The sequence below is a fragment of the Bacillus sp. NMTD17 genome (assembly GCF_002998735.1).
Taxonomy (GTDB): Bacteria; Bacillota; Bacilli; order Bacillales; family Bacillaceae; genus Bacillus.
Map to the genome: position 1 here is coordinate 370,027 of NZ_PVRH01000004.1, position 19,714 is coordinate 389,740.

At 41.5% G+C, this 19,714-nt stretch carries 25 protein-coding genes, 2 tRNA genes and 1 rRNA gene; 18 read left to right on the top strand and 10 right to left on the bottom strand.

The genetic code is table 11. The annotated features are described in order from the left end of the window. Positions 1 to 39 precede the first annotated feature (39 nt). Positions 40 to 492: a MarR family winged helix-turn-helix transcriptional regulator gene (locus C6347_RS14115; RefSeq protein WP_106071755.1), complete on the bottom strand. Its 453-nt coding sequence runs from the start codon at positions 490 to 492 to the stop codon at positions 40 to 42. Positions 493 to 731: 239 nt separating this feature from the next. Here C6347_RS14115 and C6347_RS14120 point away from each other — a divergent pair, with 239 nt between their 5' ends. The 3 genes from C6347_RS14120 to C6347_RS14135 all read left to right on the top strand — a co-directional run bounded on the left by C6347_RS14120 (position 732) and on the right by C6347_RS14135 (position 3,713). Next, positions 732 to 1,337, top strand: a complete 606-nt coding sequence (locus tag C6347_RS14120; protein ID WP_106071756.1) for a TetR/AcrR family transcriptional regulator — start codon at positions 732 to 734, stop codon at positions 1,335 to 1,337. A 31-nt stretch (positions 1,338 to 1,368) separates the two neighbouring features. Next, positions 1,369 to 2,568 (top strand): MFS transporter, encoded by a 1,200-nt coding sequence (locus C6347_RS14125; protein WP_060595617.1) that lies wholly within the window; start codon positions 1,369 to 1,371, stop codon positions 2,566 to 2,568. A gap of 359 nt (positions 2,569 to 2,927) precedes the next feature. Continuing rightward, the gene (locus tag C6347_RS14135) at positions 2,928 to 3,713 is read left to right on the top strand and encodes a GNAT family N-acetyltransferase (RefSeq protein WP_106048621.1); all 786 of its coding nucleotides are present in this window, start codon (positions 2,928 to 2,930) and stop codon (positions 3,711 to 3,713) included. On the opposite strand, the gene C6347_RS14140 is transcribed toward C6347_RS14135, so the two are convergent. Beyond that, complete coding sequence (locus C6347_RS14140; RefSeq protein ID WP_106048622.1) at positions 3,708 to 4,181, bottom strand: GNAT family N-acetyltransferase; 474 nt, start codon at positions 4,179 to 4,181, stop codon at positions 3,708 to 3,710. The two genes, C6347_RS14135 and C6347_RS14140, sit on opposite strands and share 6 nt — an antisense overlap. Positions 4,182 to 4,234: 53 nt before the next feature. Between C6347_RS14140 and C6347_RS14145 the strand changes: the two genes are divergently transcribed. Continuing rightward, positions 4,235 to 4,504, top strand: coding sequence for a YesK-like family protein (locus C6347_RS14145; protein WP_106037142.1), 270 nt, complete (start codon positions 4,235 to 4,237; stop codon positions 4,502 to 4,504). Here the strand turns inward: C6347_RS14145 and C6347_RS14150 are convergent. Both C6347_RS14150 and C6347_RS14155 read right to left on the bottom strand, forming a co-directional pair. Then, positions 4,501 to 5,040, bottom strand: coding sequence for a GNAT family N-acetyltransferase (locus C6347_RS14150; RefSeq protein ID WP_034666010.1), 540 nt, complete (start codon positions 5,038 to 5,040; stop codon positions 4,501 to 4,503). The two genes, C6347_RS14145 and C6347_RS14150, sit on opposite strands and share 4 nt — an antisense overlap. After that, the gene (locus C6347_RS14155) at positions 5,037 to 5,432 is read right to left on the bottom strand and encodes a VOC family protein (protein WP_034666005.1); all 396 of its coding nucleotides are present in this window, start codon (positions 5,430 to 5,432) and stop codon (positions 5,037 to 5,039) included. Before C6347_RS14155 ends, C6347_RS14150 begins: the two co-directional genes overlap by 4 nt. Before the next feature lie 192 nt (positions 5,433 to 5,624). Here C6347_RS14155 and C6347_RS14160 point away from each other — a divergent pair, with 192 nt between their 5' ends. From C6347_RS14160 to C6347_RS14180, 5 genes are all read left to right on the top strand, one after another. Continuing rightward, positions 5,625 to 6,167: a dihydrofolate reductase family protein gene (locus tag C6347_RS14160; protein WP_106031699.1), complete on the top strand. Its 543-nt coding sequence runs from the start codon at positions 5,625 to 5,627 to the stop codon at positions 6,165 to 6,167. A 108-nt stretch (positions 6,168 to 6,275) separates the two neighbouring features. Beyond that, on the top strand, positions 6,276 to 6,749 hold the full coding sequence (locus tag C6347_RS14165; RefSeq protein ID WP_060595621.1) for a MarR family winged helix-turn-helix transcriptional regulator: 474 nt from the start codon (positions 6,276 to 6,278) through the stop codon (positions 6,747 to 6,749). Then, complete coding sequence (locus C6347_RS14170; protein WP_106031701.1) at positions 6,733 to 7,356, top strand: nitroreductase family protein; 624 nt, start codon at positions 6,733 to 6,735, stop codon at positions 7,354 to 7,356. Before C6347_RS14165 ends, C6347_RS14170 begins: the two co-directional genes overlap by 17 nt. 17 nt (positions 7,357 to 7,373) lie before the next feature. Next, a complete protein-coding gene (locus tag C6347_RS14175; protein ID WP_060595623.1) occupies positions 7,374 to 8,426 on the top strand; it encodes an LLM class flavin-dependent oxidoreductase in 1,053 nt (350 codons plus the stop codon). A 349-nt stretch (positions 8,427 to 8,775) separates the two neighbouring features. Beyond that, positions 8,776 to 9,069 (top strand): hypothetical protein, encoded by a 294-nt coding sequence (locus C6347_RS14180; protein WP_034665989.1) that lies wholly within the window; start codon positions 8,776 to 8,778, stop codon positions 9,067 to 9,069. Positions 9,070 to 9,102: 33 nt separating this feature from the next. Here C6347_RS14180 and C6347_RS14185 read toward each other — a convergent pair whose 3' ends face one another. Then, entirely contained in the window at positions 9,103 to 9,666 is a 564-nt protein-coding gene (locus C6347_RS14185) for a helix-turn-helix domain-containing protein (protein WP_034665985.1), read from the bottom strand. Between the two features lie 109 nt (positions 9,667 to 9,775). On the opposite strand from C6347_RS14185, the gene C6347_RS14190 reads away from it, so the two are divergent. After that, a complete protein-coding gene (locus tag C6347_RS14190) occupies positions 9,776 to 10,363 on the top strand; it encodes a LysE family transporter (RefSeq protein WP_060595624.1) in 588 nt (195 codons plus the stop codon). Between the two features lie 4 nt (positions 10,364 to 10,367). On the opposite strand, the gene C6347_RS14195 is transcribed toward C6347_RS14190, so the two are convergent. Together C6347_RS14195 and C6347_RS14200 are read right to left on the bottom strand one after the other, a co-directional pair. Continuing rightward, positions 10,368 to 10,919: a GNAT family N-acetyltransferase gene (locus C6347_RS14195; RefSeq protein ID WP_060595625.1), complete on the bottom strand. Its 552-nt coding sequence runs from the start codon at positions 10,917 to 10,919 to the stop codon at positions 10,368 to 10,370. 127 nt (positions 10,920 to 11,046) lie between these two features. Further along, positions 11,047 to 11,940 carry a LysR substrate-binding domain-containing protein gene (locus C6347_RS14200; RefSeq protein WP_060595626.1) on the bottom strand — a complete coding sequence of 298 codons (894 nt, stop codon included), beginning with the start codon at positions 11,938 to 11,940 and terminating at the stop codon, positions 11,047 to 11,049. A gap of 202 nt (positions 11,941 to 12,142) precedes the next feature. Here C6347_RS14200 and C6347_RS14205 point away from each other — a divergent pair, with 202 nt between their 5' ends. The 3 genes from C6347_RS14205 (at position 12,143) to C6347_RS14215 (ending at position 14,281) form a co-directional block, all read left to right on the top strand. Then, complete coding sequence (locus tag C6347_RS14205; protein ID WP_060595627.1) at positions 12,143 to 13,132, top strand: aldo/keto reductase family protein; 990 nt, start codon at positions 12,143 to 12,145, stop codon at positions 13,130 to 13,132. A gap of 152 nt (positions 13,133 to 13,284) precedes the next feature. Beyond that, positions 13,285 to 13,470, top strand: coding sequence for a CsbD family protein (locus C6347_RS14210; RefSeq protein ID WP_106071757.1), 186 nt, complete (start codon positions 13,285 to 13,287; stop codon positions 13,468 to 13,470). A gap of 148 nt (positions 13,471 to 13,618) precedes the next feature. Further along, entirely contained in the window at positions 13,619 to 14,281 is a 663-nt protein-coding gene (locus C6347_RS14215; protein WP_106048626.1) for an O-methyltransferase, read from the top strand. A gap of 36 nt (positions 14,282 to 14,317) precedes the next feature. Here the strand turns inward: C6347_RS14215 and C6347_RS14220 are convergent, their stop codons facing one another. Both C6347_RS14220 and C6347_RS14225 read right to left on the bottom strand, forming a co-directional pair. Continuing rightward, the gene (locus tag C6347_RS14220) at positions 14,318 to 14,638 is read right to left on the bottom strand and encodes an AzlD domain-containing protein (protein ID WP_034665961.1); all 321 of its coding nucleotides are present in this window, start codon (positions 14,636 to 14,638) and stop codon (positions 14,318 to 14,320) included. Beyond that, on the bottom strand, positions 14,635 to 15,360 hold the full coding sequence (locus C6347_RS14225) for an AzlC family ABC transporter permease (RefSeq protein ID WP_066031263.1): 726 nt from the start codon (positions 15,358 to 15,360) through the stop codon (positions 14,635 to 14,637). The genes C6347_RS14220 and C6347_RS14225 overlap by 4 nt, the downstream gene beginning before the upstream one ends. Before the next feature lie 296 nt (positions 15,361 to 15,656). Here C6347_RS14225 and C6347_RS14230 point away from each other — a divergent pair, with 296 nt between their 5' ends. Further along, positions 15,657 to 16,532: a DMT family transporter gene (locus C6347_RS14230; RefSeq protein ID WP_066031262.1), complete on the top strand. Its 876-nt coding sequence runs from the start codon at positions 15,657 to 15,659 to the stop codon at positions 16,530 to 16,532. An 80-nt stretch (positions 16,533 to 16,612) separates the two neighbouring features. Then, the gene (locus C6347_RS14235; protein WP_066031261.1) at positions 16,613 to 17,632 is read left to right on the top strand and encodes a S66 family peptidase; all 1,020 of its coding nucleotides are present in this window, start codon (positions 16,613 to 16,615) and stop codon (positions 17,630 to 17,632) included. Positions 17,633 to 17,668: 36 nt separating this feature from the next. Here the strand turns inward: C6347_RS14235 and gltP are convergent, their stop codons facing one another. Next, positions 17,669 to 18,919 (bottom strand): glutamate-aspartate/proton symporter GltP, encoded by a 1,251-nt coding sequence (gene gltP / locus C6347_RS14240; RefSeq protein ID WP_034666069.1) that lies wholly within the window; start codon positions 18,917 to 18,919, stop codon positions 17,669 to 17,671. Between the two features lie 369 nt (positions 18,920 to 19,288). On the opposite strand from gltP, the gene C6347_RS14245 reads away from it, so the two are divergent. From C6347_RS14245 to C6347_RS14255, 3 genes are all read left to right on the top strand, one after another. Then, a tRNA-Arg gene (locus C6347_RS14245) sits at positions 19,289 to 19,365 on the top strand. Positions 19,366 to 19,376: 11 nt separating this feature from the next. Next, positions 19,377 to 19,450 (top strand) — tRNA-Gly (locus tag C6347_RS14250). A 134-nt stretch (positions 19,451 to 19,584) separates the two neighbouring features. Then, a 16S ribosomal RNA gene (locus C6347_RS14255) occupies positions 19,585 to 19,714 on the top strand; the annotation flags it as partial.

Below are 19,714 nucleotides of genomic sequence, written 5' to 3' on the forward strand. Positions count from 1 at the left end.
AGTTTATCTAGCTTAAATGTTGATGAGAGAAACACCGAATTAAGGCGCTTCTTTTGCAATCTGATAGATTTTTTCGTATAGAGATAATAATGTTTTTAAATCTTCTTTTGGAAGCCTTGCATAGTATTTTTGAATAAGGTGCAATTGAATTTCTTCCGTATTCTTGTGATAGTCATGACCCTTTTGAGCAAAATCAACAATGATTTCTCTTCGGTTATGTGGATTAATTTCTCGTTTGACATAGCCAAGCTGCTCAAGCTTTGATACAAGCTGGCTAGCGGCACTTGCCGAAATTGAAAAGTAATCAGCTAGTTCGTTGATTGTTCTCGTTTTTGTCCGTAATAATTCAAGTGTCAGCTCTTGTTTGGCTGATAAATCTGCATACTCATGTTTTAAAAATCGTTGATACTCTTCAACATAGATAGAGCCTAGTGCATTTGAGTATTCAATGATTTTTTTACCGTAATGAATGATTTCCTCATCCAATAACATCACCTCTATTCTATTATAGGCAATCCTTATTGTTAAGTGAAGTTAAATATTAAGAATTATTAAATGATGAGAGGGCATAAATGACTGTATTGTTTGTTTTCACATGATTCACTCCTTATGAATTCGATGACTTTTTCATTGTATTTTGAAAAAGATCCATTTATAATAAAAAAATAAACCAACTGGTCGGTTTTGATTTGTCCTTGCAAAGAAAAGCAAGGTAGAAGGGATTGTGAAAGATGACAAGTACACAAAGCGGGGCTGGAAAGAGCGAGAAGACGAAGCAAAAAATCGTCACCGCTTCTCGTGATTTATTTGCGAAAAAAGGATATTCAGAAACATCCGTGCGGGATATTCTAGAGGCTGCTGAGGTTAGTAAAGGCAATCTCTATCACCATTTTAAAGGAAAAGAGTTCTTGTTCCTTCATATCATGGAAGAGGATCACCGTTTGATGATGGAGACGTGGCATCAGGAGAAACAAACGATGACCCGGGCCATTGATAAACTCGCCGGATTTGCAGAGCTGCTCAGTCAAATGGGGATTAACTACCCATTAATGAGAGCGAGTGAGGAATTCTGTGCAAGTGCCTTTACATCAGACGAGGTCATGGAACGGCTGAACAAGATTGATGCCGATTTTGATGATGTGATGAGAGACATCTTACTTGAAGGAAACGAAGATGGCAGCTGGTCAATTCAGCATGTGGAGTCAAAAGTGAAAATATTACTTTCCGTTTTTTACGGATTAGACGTGTTATATAAAAGTGACACCATCCAACAGAAGAAAGAGTTACAAAAAGAGGCGATCTCATTGTTTATTCACGGAATCAACCATCATGAGTAACAAGTGAGTCAGTAAAGGAGAAACAAACATCATGCAAAAACCGATTCGTGAGCAAAAAGCTGTACTCGTTATTTTATTAAGTAATATATTTATTGCGTTTTTAGGCATCGGTCTCATCATTCCTGTCATGCCGTTATTCATGAATGTAATGCATCTAACAGGGAGTACGATGGGATACCTTGTGGCGGCATTTGCCGTGGCTCAGCTCATTGCTTCACCTATTGCAGGGAGATGGGTAGACCGCTACGGAAGAAAGATTATGATTGTGTCAGGACTGTTTCTATTTGCGTTATCAGAACTCGTCTTCGGTCTTGGGACACACGTGTATGTGCTGTATTTTGCAAGGCTGCTAGGCGGCATTAGTGCGGCATTTATCATGCCGGCTGTCACTGCTTATGTCGCAGATATCACGACCGTTCAAGAAAGATCAAAGGCAATGGGCTATGTGTCAGCGGCCATTAGTACCGGTTTTATTATTGGCCCGGGCATTGGCGGATTTATCGCAGAATATGGCGTACGCCTGCCATTCTTCTTTGCAGCAGGGATTGCGTTTATTGCCGTCATTTCGTCTATGTTTATGCTGAAGGAGCCATTAACAAAAGAAGAGCGAGCGAAACAAATGGGTCAAGTGAAGGAATCTACTTTCTTTAAAGATTTGAAAAAATCGATTCATCCAAGCTATCTCATCGCCTTTATCATTGTGTTTGTCCTCGCTTTTGGACTATCTGCGTATGAAACAGTCTTTAGCTTGTTTACAAATCATAAGTTTGGATTTGGACCAAAAGATATTGCCGTCATCATTACCGTCAGCTCGATTGTGGCGGTCATCATCCAAGTACTTGTGTTTGGTAAACTGGTTAATGCCCTAGGGGAGAAAAGAGTCATTCAGCTATGCCTGATTGTCGGAGCGGTCCTTGCTTTCGTTTCGACAGTCGTTTCAGGCTTTTTGGTTGTACTGATTGTCACATGTGTCATTTTCCTTGCGTTTGATTTATTGCGACCAGCATTAACGACCTTCTTATCCAAAATCGCTGGAAACCAGCAAGGATTTGTCGCAGGGATGAACTCCACCTACACAAGCCTAGGTACGATTTTCGGCCCAGCACTTGGCGGCATTTTATTCGATCAAAATATACATTTTCCATTTCTATTCGCAGGAGTTGTCTTATTTCTCGGATTAGGCTTAACCCTTATTTGGAAGGGGAAGGCAGAAGAGCCTGCGGCAGAATAACAGACAAGAGACCTTTATTGAGGTCTCTTTTTTTATGACTGTGGCTTCAGACGATTCAATGCCTGTGCCATTTTTTGATTTTGATGCTTTTTGTAAAACAGAAAGGCGATGATATGACCAGTCAGTGTCAGAAAGGCAATGCCGATGAAATAAGGCATAATCAATTGCAGTAAAGCAGTCGAATATAACGCGGCCGCCCCTAATTGAAAGGCTAAATTGATGGCGGTGAGATGAGAATGTTGACAGGTGCAGGGATGGTAAAGTAGTTCCACAGTAAAGGGTAAAAAGAGTCACTGCATGCGCGCAGCTTTTTATTTATAATGGAAGGAAAGAACATGTTCGTGAAAGGAGGGAGCACTGTGCATCTCTTGGAGAAGCAAAGGTCACCATCGATGAAAGAAGGAATTCGCCAGATCGACCCGGCATATCCAGTGTTTGTAGATGCGGTCATGGATGGTTTCATACAAGGGCATCTTTATGTAGATGATGTAGAGCACCCTTTTGTTTTTTTTCTTGAAGCTGCATGCGGCATTTATTATGTTGCAGGCAAGAGAGAAGCGGAGCTGTCACGCTGCTTGGCCTTCATTGTGGATGTTTACGAAAGACAGAGAAGACAAAACGGCCGGTTTACCGTATTTTCAGCGAATCAATCAACAGATGTGATGATGAAAAAATGTCTTGGTTCACATCTAAATGAGATGGAAAGACATGCGTACGTTTTTCCGCAGGCACATTCTTATGTCCATGTGCCTCATCCGGGCTATAGAGTAGAGCGGACAAATGAACAGGTGATCAATGCAAGCAGGGCTTTTCCTCCTAGCTATTACGAAGCCTATTGGGGGAGAGCGGCTTGCTTTCTATCAAAAGGAATCGGAGTGGCCATCTTAGATGGAGAGAACGTGGTGAGTGAATGTGTCTCCATTTTTTCAAGTGAAGATCGTGTGGAGATCGATATTTGGACAGAAGAAGCCTGCCGGGGGAAAGGTTTGGCGCAGCTGGCAGGTCAGCATATGATCAGGAGCTGTCTTGAAAATAAGAGGACACCGCATTGGGATTGCGATGTCCATCACCTAGCTTCGATCAAACTGGCAGAGAAGCTAGGCTTTCAGCGGACAAAAACCTATCGAGTGTTTTATGGCTCATGATGAGAAGGTTTTGAGATACCAAGCATCCATCGCAGAATGCTCAGAGCCATCAATCGGTTCAGAGAGAAGAGAAAAGCCATATCGCTGATAAAGGCCGGTGGCTGCAGTTAATTCCTGGCGGGTTTCTAAATAACATGCTTCGTAGTATGAAGAGGCATATTGCAGCGCCGTATCCATCAGTTTTTTGCCCGCACCTTTTCCTTGTGCCTTTGGACTTAAATAAAGCTTTTGTAATTCACAGATGTCGTTTGTAAATGGAGCAATGCCTACGCCGCCTACAATGTCACCATTCTCTTCAGCAATCCAATAGGCTGCATGAGTCAATGATTGATAGTATTCGAAAAGCTGGTCAAGGTGGGGATCAGTGTAGGCGGTTCCTTCAATCGCCAAATTCGCCGATTCTAGTGACTGGCGGATAATCGCTGCGATATACGGATTGTCTTTTTGCTCAATGGGTCTAATGTTCATTGGAAGTACCTCCATTGTTATAAGATAAAAAAGAGAATGGGAGTTGAAACAACATGTTTTGGCTGCAAACCGCTATTTTTACAATCGTTGTATTGTGTCTCTCATGGTGGGCAGGGAAAAGACGCAGACACCGTCATGCGGGGCTAATCCTCCCTATTTGCTTCATTCTATTTGGATTGGTTTTATTGATATCCAGTTTCTTCATTGGCAGATGGGAAGGCATGGCGCTTAGTATATCAAGCGTCTCTATCGTTCTCTCTTCCATGATTTGTTTGACCATCGTCACAGCGATTCAATTTTTTAAAAAAGATGACCCTTCTTAAGCGGGGGCATCTCCACTGTTCATCTGATTGTATTCTTCACGAAGGATGCCCATGATGATCACATCTGAGTAGGTTCCATTGAAATAGAGTGCTTGGCGTCTTTTCCCTTCATATTGAAATCCGGCTTTCTCATAGCTTCTGAAGGCTCTTGGATTATGGGAAAAGACTTCGAGCTCAAGACGATTGAGTTCTAATGTATCAAAGGCGAATGCTTGAACCATCCGGACAGCTTCTGTACCATAGCCCTTTTGGAAATGTTCTGGTCCATGAAGCGCAATGCGGAAGCTTGCCGTATGATTAATTGGATCAATGTCCACAATCGCCGCATCCCCAATCATTTCTTTCGTGTCTAGCAGACAAATGGCGAAATCTCGTCTGCTGTCATCTTGTAAAAATCGGGTATAGGCTGAACGAATCTCTTCTAGTGTGAACGTTTTGCGTGTGCCAGTCATATAAAGAGTTTCTGCATGCTGGCATCCTCTTTGAATACCAGGATAATCCTGCTCTTCGATCGGTCTCAAAAATAAGCGGGTCATGACGGATCACCCTCCTCTATATATCGAGAAATTTCAATTAAATTCAGATCAGGATCACGGATATAAACAGATTCAATCGGACCTAATGTACCTGTGCGCCTGACTGGCCCTTCTTCAATAGGAACCACTTGCTTGCGAAGGTGCAGCAGCAGACTATCCATATCTAAATCGGTGATAAAGCACAAATCACTAGAGCCAGGAAGTGGGTGAGCCGCTGCCCGCTCAAATTCATGACCAGCTTCATGAAGGTTGATCTTCTGTAAACCAAAACGAAGCGCTTTACGGCCTTCTCCAAAGGTTTCTTCCTTCATTCCTAATACGTTTGTATAAAAGCGAATGGTGTCCTCCATATGTTGTACAGTCAACACGATATGATCAAGTCGTCGTATCATCAGTCTCTCCTCCAAGTATGATCATTGATTGAACTGACTTTATTATATCATTACCTGAAGAGGATACCTTATTGAATCACGGTGTTGAAGACATGAAAATGGAAGATGGCAAACCCTTGTATCCTTTGTCTTTCCTTTCTGATACAATGGGGATAGAATATATGTTCTTATTTAGGGTAAGGAGTGATGGGATTGAGTCAGAAAAGGAAGCTGCTTTTTTATGGGGCGATGAGTATCGATGGCTATTTAGCGAGAGAGGATCACCGGCTCGATTGGCTAATAGGGACAGAGGGTGAAGAAGATACGAACTATGATGACTTTTATGCGTCAGTTGATACGCTGATCATGGGGCGCAATACATATGAACAGGTTCTTCAGCTGTCACCAGATGAGTTTCCTTATGAAGGAAAGACTTGTTATATCATGTCACGTACTTTACAAGACAGTCTGAAAGGAACTCATATCATTCGAGAAGATATCTTATCATTTGTGAAAAAATTAAAAGATGTACCAGGTCAGCATATCTGGATTGTCGGCGGCGGGGAACTGCTTCAGTCTTTCATAAAAGCAGGATTGGTTGATGAGCTTTACCTTCAAATCGCACCTGTCATGATTGGGAGAGGCATTCCTCTGTTTTCCCCAGCGGATATGGAATCCAGGTTTTCATTAAAAGAAGTACGACAATACAAGCAGATAGCTGAAATGCATTTTGTCTTAAAAGAAGAGGATCACTGACCTGAGGTGGTCTTTTTTTATGAAACAAACTCGTTGACAATAAAATATCCTAGTGTTAGGATAAATTTATCCTAGTTTTAGGATTTCTTGAAAAAAGGAGTAGTTGCCATGGTGCAGCATGAATATGAATTAGACTTAAGGCTATTCCGCGTGTGGATGAAAGCCTATCAAGCTCTTTTTACAAATATCCAAACAGACATTGAACGTTATGATATCGGATTTGAGAACTTTCAGATCCTTGAATTGCTCTATAGTAAGGGGCCGCATCCTGTCCAAAAGATCAGCGACATCCTGTCAATCCCAAGTGGAAGCATGACATATGTCGTGAACAAACTAGAAAAACAAGAGCTGGTGAAAAGGCAATGTGCACCCTCTGATAAACGTGTATTTCATGTATTGCTGACGGAAAAAGGAAAGCAATTGTTTGATGACATTTTTCCTAAACACACAGATGTCATTTCGCAAAACCTATCCTTTATTGAAAAAGAAGAAAAAGAACGGCTCATTGAATTACTAAAAAAAATCGGTTTAGGTGCAAAACAACTTCACGAAAAGGGGAAACACGATGACACTCAGCTTTGATACATTGGTACGTGAAAGACGATCCGCATCAAATTTTTTGCCAAATATCTCGATTTCGAGAGAAGAGCTTAACAGCATATTTGAAGAAGTCAAAATGGCACCATCTGCTTTTAACTTACAGCACACACAATATGTCGTCGTCCAAACAGAAGGTCTCAAAGAACAAGTAAGAGAAGCTGCATTTGGACAATATAAAGTGCATTCCGCCTCAGCAGCAATTATTGTACTTGGAGACCCAAATGCTTATCAACAAGCGGGGAACATCTATGAAGGTCTGAAAATGCTTGGCATTTTAAACACGCAGCAATACGAAGAAATGGTCAGAGAGACGATGAGCTTTTATGAACAGAGAGGAGCGGATTTTCAGAAAGAAGAGGCGATCCGCAATGCTTCATTATCTGCGATGCTGTTTATGCTCGCCGCCAAAAACAAGGGATGGGACACGTGCCCAATGATCGGTTTTGACCCTGAAGCAATGAAAAAGGTGTTGAACATCGATTCGGATTTGGTTCCTGTGTTAATGATCACACTCGGAAAAGAAAAAGTAGAGAGCAGACAAGCGAGAGGCTACCGAAAGCCTGTCTCTGAATTTGTGACATATTTATAAGATAGGGGGTTCCACTCATGGAACTAGGAATTAGTACATTTGTAGAAACAACACCTGATTTTCAAACAGGAAAAACAGTCAGTCACGCACAGCGTATTCGAGAAGTAGTCGAAGAAATTATTTTAGCAGATCAAGTCGGCCTTGATGTATTTGGAGTGGGTGAGCATCATCGACAAGATTTCGCTGCATCGAATCCAGCTGTCGTCTTAGCGGCTGCGGCAACACAAACAAAGAATATCCGCCTGACAAGTGCAGTGACAGTCCTTTCATCAGCAGATCCTGTTCGTGTCTTTCAGGATTTTGCAACATTAGATGGACTATCCAACGGGCGTGCAGAGATCATGGCAGGCCGTGGTTCATTTATTGAATCATTCCCGCTCTTTGGCTATGACCTGAATGATTATGAAGAATTATTCGAAGAAAAGCTTGATTTGCTGCTCAAATTACAGCAGTCCGAGCGTGTAACATGGAGCGGACAGCATCGCCCATCTATTCAAGATGTTGGGGTATATCCAAGACCCGTTCAAGATCCGCTTCCAATCTGGATCGGCAGTGGGGGAAACCGTGAATCTGTTGTACGTGCTGGATTATTGGGGCTGCCGCTAGTACTTGCTATCATTGGCGGGAGTCCTAGACAGTTCGCACCGCTTGTACAGCTGTACAAGCAAGCGGCAGTGCACGCTGGACATGACCCAGAGAAATTAACCGTAGCGTCACATTCGCATGGATTTGTTGCGGAAGAAACAGATCTTGCAGCAGACCAATTCTTCCCTTCCACACAGCATGTGATGAACACATTAGCAAGAGAGCGAGGCTGGGGTCCATATACTCGTTCTACATTTGATGCAGCGAGAACGTTAGAAGGCGCCCTGTATGTAGGAGATCCAGATGCAGTGGCAGAGAAAGTGATTCACCTTAGAAAAAATGTAGGAATCACGCGTTTTATGCTTCATGTACCGGTTGGTTCCATGCCGCATGATCAAGTATTAAAAGCCATTGAGTTATTTGGAAAAGAAGTCGCTCCTAAAGTAAGAGAAGAGATTGCCCGCTGGGAAGCAGAGCAAGCATAACGAAAAAGGTCGATCAAGCCTATGCACTTGATCGACCTTTTTGATGCTTAAGGATCAATAACACAAGGTTTCACTGTAGGACATGAAGCAGCAGAAGCAAGTGGTGTGGTCGTCAAGGTGAAGAGGAAAACAAGTTGAAAACAGATGAGCCATTTTTTCATGAAATCACCTCCGTTCACAATTGTTTGACGGAATGAGATGAGGATAAAAGCATAGAAGTATAGAACACTCTCTATCCAACATAAGACAATCATATCATAATTTTCAAAAAAATGAAAAAATAACTTATAAAAGGACTAAATTATGGTATGGTTAATATGTTCAACAAAAAAAGGGAGGGATTTTTTTTATGAAAAAGGTCATGTCTTCAGTTTTGGTTGGAGCAATTGTCTTAACAGGTGCCGGGGTCACAGCTGCTCCAGTGGAAGCAAAGGAGCAAACAAAAAGTGAAATAACCGTTCAGGCGAGTCGAACTGTCTCAGAAACAAGAACGTATACGACCTCGAACATCCCAGAAAGTATTGTCTATGCAAAGGATGGCTGGGTCGGTATTTTAAAACAAACCTCTATTGAAGAATTAGGATTAGGAAAATACAGAGTCACTTTTACTGGAACGGTTGTACGTGATCCGGGATTTAATTAAATAAAACGCAAAGCTGACAGGTGGACAAGCCTGTCAGCTTTTTTCATGAGGATAATAAAGAATCATTTGCAGCCGTACCATTTGTTCTCCGGTTTGTTTATATGCATGCGAACGGTCCGCTTTAAAACGAATGGAGTCGCCGGCCTTTAAGCTGTATTGCTCATCACCAATGGATATATCAAGCGCTCCCTCAAAAACAGTGATCAATTCCTCTGTTCCGCCAATATGTTCATTCGCATGCAGCGACCCGCCAGGATCAATTTCTACTCGGTACACTTCAAATTTTCCCCGGTCATCAAAGGGAAAAGTCGTATACACGCGATATCTCCCGTCATCTTCCGTTAAAATCTGTGCATCTTCCTTGCGTACCACCTTGATTTCAGGCTGTGGTGCGTAAATGAGCTCACTAAAAGACACCTTTAATCCGTTGGCGATTTTCCACAAAGTCGTGATGGTAGGGGTTGATTCTCCTCTTTCAATTTGTCCAATCATGGTTTTACTGACACCAGTTAATTCTGCCATCTTTTCTAGGCTTAATTTTTTTTGATCTCTAAGAAGCCTCACATTTTTAGAAATAATCGATTGTACATCTTCCATGAAAAAACTCCTTTCTCTATTTACTTTATAAAGACCGAACGTTACAATAAAACGTAACATACGCAATGAAGTAATTAAAGTCTTAATAACGCACGAGGGGGGCGGCAACTTGATTCTTTCTATGTTGATCTATGCTTTTGTGAGCAGCTTTACCCCGGGGCCAAACAACATCATGGCCATGGTCTTTACGAATAAATATGGGGTCAAGCAAACATTTCGATTTTGTTTAGGTGTGGGCATCGGATTTCTCGTCATTTTGTGTTTGAGTTGCTTCTTTAATATCATTCTTTATCAAGTGATGCCGAAAATAGGCTGGGTCATGGCGTTCATCGGAGCCGCATACATGATTTATTTAGCTGTCAAAATCATGAAAAGTAAAGGCGGGGATGACGAAACCCTTGACCGCTACAATCATTTTGTTCCTGGTATGATGCTGCAATTTATCAACCCAAAAGCGATCTTGTATGGGTTGACCGTGATTTCAACCTTTGTTTTGCCATATGGACAATCTAATATGCAGTATGTGATATGGACATTGATTCTCGCACTTATTGGCTTTCTCGGTACATTCAGCTGGAGCCTATTTGGCTCTTTATATAAGCGCTTTTTGACTGCTTACGAAAAACCGTTCCAGTTTGTCATGGGGCTGCTTCTGATATACAGTGCGATTTCAATGGTATGGGGCTATGTGATGTAAGTAGTCAGAAGCTTGGCCTCTGCCTGCCCATCACAACAGTATTGTAATAAAGTCCATCTGCCAGCCGTTTATCATTTTTTAATACCCCTTCAATCAGAAAGCCATGGCGCTCATATAACCGAATGGCTTTTTGGTTGGTTTCCAGCACGTGAAGTGACATCTTCTGGATGCCTTGCTGATCAGCCCAGTCAATAGAAGCGGCTAAAAGCTCTTTGCCAATGTGATAGCCCCAGGCATCCTTTTGTATGGCGATGCCAAATGTCACTTTGTGAGCAGAGCGCTTGAGTGAATGTCCCTCACATCTAGAGAAACCGACAATCTCTCCTTCAATATCAGCGACCAAAAATAAATGCCTGCTTTGTTTGGCATCCTCTTGAATCAAAACCTCAAAATCTTTTTCATGAAGAAAGGCTTCGCCTGGTTCACGGTCTAAATATTCTGTTTCACCATCAATTTTCAGTCTGAGAGCTGATAACTGCTTGGCATCGCCAATTGCAGCAGACCGAATACGATAGGTCAAACCACGAACGGTGAATATGTTTTCAGAGATGATCATTGAACAGAGCACCAACCTTTCTTTCCATTATGTCTATCATACCTGAAACGTGTACATTGCAGGTTAAAGCTTTTAAGCCTGTCTTATAGATAAGTATTTTTTAATCCAGCTGACCCTGTCTGGATCTTCATGATTTAGACTGAGAACTTAAATAAGCTTCTCTCACAACTGTTAAAAAGTGGTCAGCGACGGTTGATGTATCATCTTGTCTCCATGAAACATATAAATTTACTTTTGGTGTAGTTTCTTGGATTTTTCTATAAACAACCCCTGCGCGTTTTACGCTTTCTACTGAGGATGGAACCACAGAGATTCCCATTCCTGCAGCAACTAAATTAACAATCGTATGCATTTGAATAGCTTCCTGAACTACGTTTAAACTTATGCTATTTTCCCAAAAGTAGCTGATAATTAAATCATAAAATGCTGCACCTAGATGACGTGGAAACATGATAAATGGTTCATTGGCTAATAAATGAATTGGAACTTTGGGAAATGAAGCTAAAGGATGATTTTCTGGCAAAACCAAGCTTAATGATTCCTCACAACAAATTTCTGAGGTAAGTATCTTATTATTTTGGTTAGAACGAATAAATCCTATTTGAATTTCTTTCTTATATAGTGCTTTTAACTGCTGTTCTGTAGCCATTTCACATAAGACAAGATGGATGTTAGGAAAATTTTCTCGAAACCTTTTAATAATATCGATCACAATATCAGTAGAATCTACGAAACCGATCTTTAACTGACCTATCCTTCCGTCATCTGCAAGTTGTGTTGCTTTAATCGTTCTATCTACTTGAAGAAGCGTACGGCGGGCTTCTTCTAAAAATACTCTCCCCGAATCTGAAAGTTTAACCTGTCTTTTCGTTCTATGAAAAAGCGTAACACCTAACTCTTCTTCTAATTTACGAATTTCTTGACTTAATGGAGGCTGTGCCATTTTAAGACGTTCAGCTGCCCGGCTAAAATTTAGTTCTTCAGCAACCATTATAAAATAACGTATTTGTCTCAGATCCATTTTTTATGCCCCCCTATAAATTTCATACTTGCTTATTGTGTAAAATGATTACAAAGGATTGTTATTAAACAGTTTTGCGCTTTTTTAATGGAAATATTTTTAATTATATAAAATATATATATATTTATCTGAATATATATATTATACATATTAACGACCTCTTTTTATAATGAAAGTATTCTTTCAAAAGGAGGGCATTGTTATGGAGTATAGTAAACTTGGATCTAGTGGATTAACAATTAGTAAACTTGCTTACGGAAACTGGATTAATCATGGTGGTAAGATAAATGAAGAAACTGCCCATGATTGTGTGAAAGCTGCTCTTGATGTTGGTATTACGACGTTTGATACTGCTGATGTTTATTCAGACACCAAGGCTGAAGAGATACTAGGCAGGTCTTTAAAAGGGATCCGGCGGGAGAGTATTGAACTTTGTACAAAAGTATGTCATCCAACTGGTACTGGGAAAAACGATAGAGGATTATCACGCAAGCATATTTTGGAAAACTGTAATGCCTCTTTGCGACGTTTACAAACGGATTATATTGATATTTACTATGCACACAGGTTTGATCCAACTACACCTCTGGAAGAAACGATGTTAGCTTTCGCAGATCTAGTAAGACAGGGTAAAGTGAACTATATTGGTGTAAGTGAGTGGACAGCAGAACAAATTACTCGAGGGGCAGCGCTTGCACGAGAGCTAAATGTCCCCCTTATCGCCAGCCAACCTCAATACTCCATGTTATGGAGAATCATTGAAAGTGATGTAATACCGACCTGCCAGCGTGAAGGACTTGGCCAGGTAGTATGGTCGCCTTTGGCGCAGGGGATCCTTACTGGAAAGTATCTCCCAGGAAAATCACTTCCGACTAATTCGCGTGCTAACTCATCTGCTGGAAAACCTTTTTTTAAAAACCTTGCTCAACGCTGGATGAATAATAACACCTTAGAGGCGATCCAAAAGCTTAAGCCCGTCGCACAAGAGGTTGATCTTACTCTCGCTCAGCTTGCGATAGCATGGGTACTGCAAAACCAGAACGTTTCTGCAGCAATTATTGGTGCTTCTAGTCCAGAACAGGTGAGGGAGAATGCTTTAGCATCTGAGGTGAAAATTGAAACTGAGATGATGAATCAGATTGACGAAATTCTAGGTGATCTGGTTGAATACGATCAGAGTAAAACAGGTTAAAGCTTTTAAGTCTATCTTATAGATCATTATTTTTAATCCAGCCGACCTTGGCTGGATTTTCATGTTGCTGTAGTTTCTTGGATCGCACACTCAGATGTTTTGTATCTCTCAAAAAGGCTAAATGAATAGTATCAAACGTGGAGGTGGAACAAATGCGTGAAGAAAAAGGACATATGGATAAAGCGAAAGGAAAAACAAATCAAGTCAAAGGTCAAGTGAAAGAAAAGATTGGCGAAGCAACAGATCATCAAAATCTGAAATCAGAAGGGAAAAAGGATCAGGCAAAAGGAAAGCTTCAAGATAAAAAAGGGGATTTGAAAAATCACCTCAACCAGTAAACCCGAAAACATGGCACTGCTTCATGTCTCCATCATGACATGTCTTTCATCAATAAAATGAATAGATGTGTGAAAAGAATTGATTATACGCGCTCGCTATCATCATGTAGACTTGAAACAGAAGACATGATTAAGGGAGATGGTTGAGATGAAGCAAGTGTGGGAGAAAGTTGACGAGTATCTCATAGACAAGTTGATTCCTAAAGATGATGTTTTGGAGCAAGCTCTTACTAATAATAAGCAAGCAGGCCTGCCAGAAATTGATGTGTCACCAGCTCAAGGGAAAATGCTTTATTTATTAGCAAAAACCAAGAATGCAAAGCGCATTTTAGAGATCGGGACACTCGGTGGATACAGTACCATTTGGTTGGCGCGTGCTCTTGAAAAGGATGGAGAACTCATCACATTAGAGGCTGTCAGCCACCATGTACAGATTGCGCAGCAAAACATCAGCAGAGCGGGCTTATCGGAACGGGTGAGCATTTTGCAAGGAGAAGCATTGGATACGCTATCTCAGTTAAAAGAGAGGGATGTGCTTCCATTCGATTTGATTTTCATTGATGCAGATAAACCGAACAACCCGAAATATCTAAAGTGGGCGTTACATTTCTCGAAAAAGGGAACAGTCATTATTGCAGACAATGTCGTCAGAAATGGAGCAGTCCTTCATGAATCTGATGGGGATGAACGAGTGCAGGGAACTCGTGAATTTTTCAATTTACTCAAACAAGAGTCAAGAATAGAGGCTACAGCCATTCAAACTGTTGGTGAAAAGGGTTACGATGGATTTGTATACGGAATCGTAAAATGAAACAAAGCTTAACCACATGCGGTTAAGCTTTTTCTTTTAGAAAAACCATCTAGCAGTTCCCATCAGCATGACGCCTACAAGAACAGTAAGTGACAAGCTTTTTGTCCAAATAGCGATCAGTACGGTCGGAACTAAGACAGCAAGGTACATCCAGTGAATGGTGACGCCTGTTGTGGTATGAATGAACAGATGCTCTGCAATCAAAGCTGTAAAGATACAAATGGGAATAAACGATAACCACTTAAGCACCACTTCAGGCAGCTCGATACTTCGTACAAATAAAAAGGGAACGACCCTTGGAATGACGGTTACAATCATACAGCCGAGAATCAGCCATATCATAAAACTGCTGATCATTTATCTGTCACCACCCCAATGGTTGCGACAATCATGGTGGCTAACAGAACAGCCACGTGTGAGGGAACAAAATGAAGCAGAACAAACATTGCAACGACCATATACAAAACAAGTGACAGGCGATGGGTTAACTTACTTTTAGGCACAGTTTGCAAAGAAAGAACCAACAGCGCAGCAAACATAGCGGAAAGGGCAAAATCAAGACCAAGGGCTTCAGGATTTGAAATCCAGTGTCCAAAAATGCCGCCAAGTATACAGGCAGCAATCCAGCACAAATAAGCCGTTATGTTCAGCCCATGCATCCACCGATTATTCAGCTTGCCATGCTGAGCTAATTTATTCATGGCTACGCCAAAGGATTCATCAGTCAGCAATAGACCGAATCCAATGTTTTGTTTCACAGAGTAGCGTGTAAAATGAGGAGCCAGCGTCAGGCTGAGCAATAAATGACGCAGATTCACAATAAATGTAGTGAGAATAATAGCGGAAAGGGGACTTCCAGTGACAAGCAGTGCACAGATAATAAACTGTGAAGCACCTGCATAAATAAAGATTGATAGAAGCGCAATGTCCCATAAGCTCAACTGTGCGCTAATTCCAACAATTCCGAAGGCAAACCCAATACTCATATAACCAAGCAGGGTTGGCACACAATCTTTTATTCCCTCGAGAAATGGTTCATGCTCCGTGCTGGGAATGTGTTTTCTAGCTTCAATATCCAACGACCTCTACTCCTTTTCTGCGTGACCACCTATAGTTTTACTTACTATATGAAAACGAATTCAGCATGTCAATAGCCGCTTATCTTCTATTATATGAAGAAAAAAGGTGACAAAAAAGGATTGAAGTCAACCAGAATTTGTTATAAAGTATCAGAAAATAAAAATAATTGGAGTGACGGCAATGCTATGGAAGCCTTTGTTTGAACATGATGTTCCAAATGCCCTCCGTCCATAACGGAGAGTGATCTCCGTTTGTGGATATGGTCATCAAAATATCCAGTAACGGAGGGAAAAAGATGAATGAAAAATATATAGGCGCCCTTTACCTAGCAATCGCTGCAAGTATTTGGGGCGGAATGTACGTTGTTGTCAAAGTAACAGTAGCGGTTGTTCCGCCACTTGAGCTCGTTTGGATGAGATATGCTGTAGCAGGAGTCGTTTTGGTGTTCGCCATTTGGCGCTTGGGCTATTCCTTTCGATTAGATAAAAAAGATATCCCGCTTATAGTGGTGATTGGGCTGATCGGAAATTTTCTTTCCATCGTGACCCAAGAAATCGGGACGATGTATACGTCTGCACAAATGGGGGCCGTTATCACATCTGCAACACCTGCGTTTATGGTGCTGTTTGCGTTCTTTCTATTAAAAGAAGCCATGACTGTTCGAAAGTGCGCATCCATCCTGCTTGCTACAGCAGGTGTATTGCTCATGATTGGACCAGTCGCAGTGCAAACAGATGAATTTGTTGGCGGTCTTTCATTGGTCATCGCTGCTTTAACATGGGCGCTTATGTCTGTTTTGCTAAAACGAGTTCCAGGAAAATACCCTCAGGTGGTGACAACCACATATGCGATCATCATTGCATTCATTGTTTTAACACCGCCAGTATTATTTCGTTTACCTCACCTAGATGTGGAGCAGATGGCAAGGCCAGAGATTTGGGGCGGTATTCTTTATCTAGGCATCATTTCAACAGCTTTAGCATTCTTTTTGTGGAATAGAGGGCTTCAATTGATGGATGCCTCAAGCGGAGGTCTATTCTTTTTCTTTCAACCGATCGTAGGTGCCATTCTTGGCTGGCTGCTTTTGGGAGAAGAAATGGGATTACGCTCATTCATTGGAATTCTATGTATATTTGCAGGGGTCTATACTGTGCTGCGTCAAAAGGAATAAGAGGAGATGTCCCTTGTAAAAGGGGCATTTTCTTTAAAATGGGTAGGTTTGAGAGATTGAGAGAGGATGGGGGAAACAGGATGATACAATTTCCGCATTTACAAAAAGGACAAACGATTGGTGTCACAGCACCTTCCTCAGGTGTACAGCCATCTTTGCATGACATGTTTCAGCTCTCATGTGAACGAATGAAAAACAGAGGCTATGATGTCATATGTGGAGAGACGGTATGGCACCAGGAAAAGGCAAAATCAGCGCCTGCCATAGAACGAGCAAACGAGCTTCAGTATATGATGACGTGCGATGAGATTGACCACATCATCCCGCCATGGGGAGGACAGCTTTTGATGGAAGTGCTAGAGCACCTTGATTTCTCAACGATGCACAAAAAGTGGATTCTTGGTTACTCAGATACGAGTGCACTCTTGCTGGCATTTACATTAAAAACAGGCATTGCTACAGCACATGGCCCAAACTTAGTGGATTTACGAGGGGAAGAGTCTGATCAAACGACTGCTATGTGGGAAAAAGTGCTTTCCACAGAAGAGGAGATGGACATTACTCAGTTTTCTTCATATAAGTATCAAAAGGAATGGCAGCATGACACCCCGAGTCAACATGTCTTTCATTTAACAGAGCCTACAAGATGGCGCACGGTTCATCTGCAGGAGATGGCGGTGAAGGGGAGACTGATGGGAGGCTGCATTGATATCATACGTCACTTAGCGGGGACACCTTTTGGAGACGTTAAAGCTTTTCAGGAAACATTCATAAAAGGTGAACCGATTCTCTGGTACTTCGAAAACTGCGCATTAAATGCTGCAAGTATGAAGAGATCACTTGTTCAATTAAAACTAGCCGGGTGGTTTGACCACTGTTCAGGTATCATGTTTGGGCGAAGTGCAGTTGATGTGCCAGTGGAAGGGTATCAATATCGGGACGTATATGAAGAATTACAAAAGGAATTACAAATCCCCATTTTCTACGATATAGATTGTGGGCATGTCCCGCCACAAATGACGCTGATTAATGGCGCATATGCAGAAGTGCAGCTGCAACCTCAAGGCAAAGCGGTCCTAAAGCAAGCATTTTTATCATAAGAAAAGGAAAGGGGAAGCCCTTTCCTTCATATAACATTACATCCCTTTTGTTTCCTCACCTGCTTTTGGAACTTCCCATGCGGACTCACGGAATACTTTTTCCCATTTCGATACGACAATACATGCAACGGCATGCCCTGGAACATTCACACCTGTTCGTGCCATATCCATAATTCGATCAACACCGGCGATAATGGCGACGCCTTCTGCTGGAAGACCTACTGCATGGGCGGTTGCTAAAAGAACGACGAGTGAACCAGATGGCACCGCTGCAATCCCTTTACTCGTTAACACAAGAACAAGCATCATCAAAAGCTGCTGTGACAGACTCATGTCGACACCAAACGCTTGTGCAAGAAACACACAGGATACCGATAAATATAAACTGGACCCATCACAATTGAGAGAAAGACCAGATGGAATGACAAAGGAGACGATTCTTTTTGGACACCCGTATTTCTCCATTCGTGACATAAGCTGAGGAAGGACAGTTTCTGTACTTGTAGTAGAGAAGGCAACTAAGAACAAATCCCAAATCATTTTTAAAACTTCGAAGTAGTTAAAACGGAAGATCAGTGCGACCAGAGGGAACAAAGCAAAGAGAATAATGAATAATCCTAAAAATACAGTCCCGACAAGCTTCATCATTGGGATTAATAAAACAATGCCATATTGGCCAACGGAAGCAGCCATTAATGCAAGAACTCCAATAGGTGCTGTCACCATGACCATCTGCGTTAGCTTAAACATAATTTGTGCCACTGATTCAAAGAAGGTGAGAACAGGAGCGGATGCTTTACCGATGCCGCTTGCGGCTACACCAAATAATATGGCGAAGAAAATGACAGCAAGTAAATCATTCTGAGCCATGACATCGACGATATTCGTTGGAATGATATCGAGTACCATTTGTTTAAAGTCGACGACTTTCTGCGTATAGCCATCTAATTCACCAATATCTTTCTTAGCTAATTTAGAGAAATCAAGGCCAACGCCAGGCTTTAGAACATTAGCCAGCAATAGACCAATTCCTAGAACGATGGTTGTGATGACCTCAAACCAAATGATCGTCTTTAATCCTAGGCTGCCCATTTTCTTCATACCGCCACTGCCAGCTGCACCAATAACAATGGTAGAGAAAACGATAGGAACAACGATCATTTTAATCAATCTGATGAATCCATCTCCAATTGGCCGCAGTGCCATCCCGAAGTCAGGAAAGAAATGGCCGATAAGAGCTCCTATCACCAAAGCGATCATGATTTGAAAAGCGACGAACTTTTTCATCATCTCCTACCTCCTTTAAATGCTTGGAAAATATTAAGAATTTTCCAATAAATAAAAATTCTATGTGACCATGTTTTGTCCTCCTTTGGATTTAGAAAGATTTTATTTAAGAATCATTAGAATTATGAAGAAAGAGAAGAAAATAGGGCTATTGCATCTCTATTTATCTAAGAAAAAACCACTTCTTAAAAAATATGAAACTTTTTTAGAAAAATGTATTGACCCATTTATGTGATCCATGGTATATTTTTATTCGTCGCTGATGACGTATTTGAAACAAAGACATTCAAACACATGCGACAAACAAATTTTAAAAAGATGTTGACTTGATAAAAACGATATGTTAAGATAATTAAGTCGCCTGATTAAGCGCCCGTAGCTCAATTGGATAGAGCGTTTGACTACGGATCAAAAGGTTAGGGGTTCGACTCCTCTCGGGCGCGCCAATACAAATCACGCGGGTGTAGTTTAGTGGTAAAACCTCAGCCTTCCAAGCTGATGTCGTGAGTTCGATTCTCATCACCCGCTCCATTTTGAAACGTGATCTTTGAAAACTAAACAAGACAAAACGTACCTGTTAATTCGAGTTTTTATAAAAAAATCCTATGAAACATCATAGGTAGTCAGTCAAACGCTGACGAAAAACAAAACTTCGGTTTTGTACTTTTTCGGAGAGTTTGATCCTGGCTCAGGACGAACGCTGGCGGCGTGCCTAATACATGCAAGTCGAGCGGACAGAAGGGAGCTTGCTCCCGGATGTTAGCGGCGGACGGGTGAGTAACACGTGGGTAACCT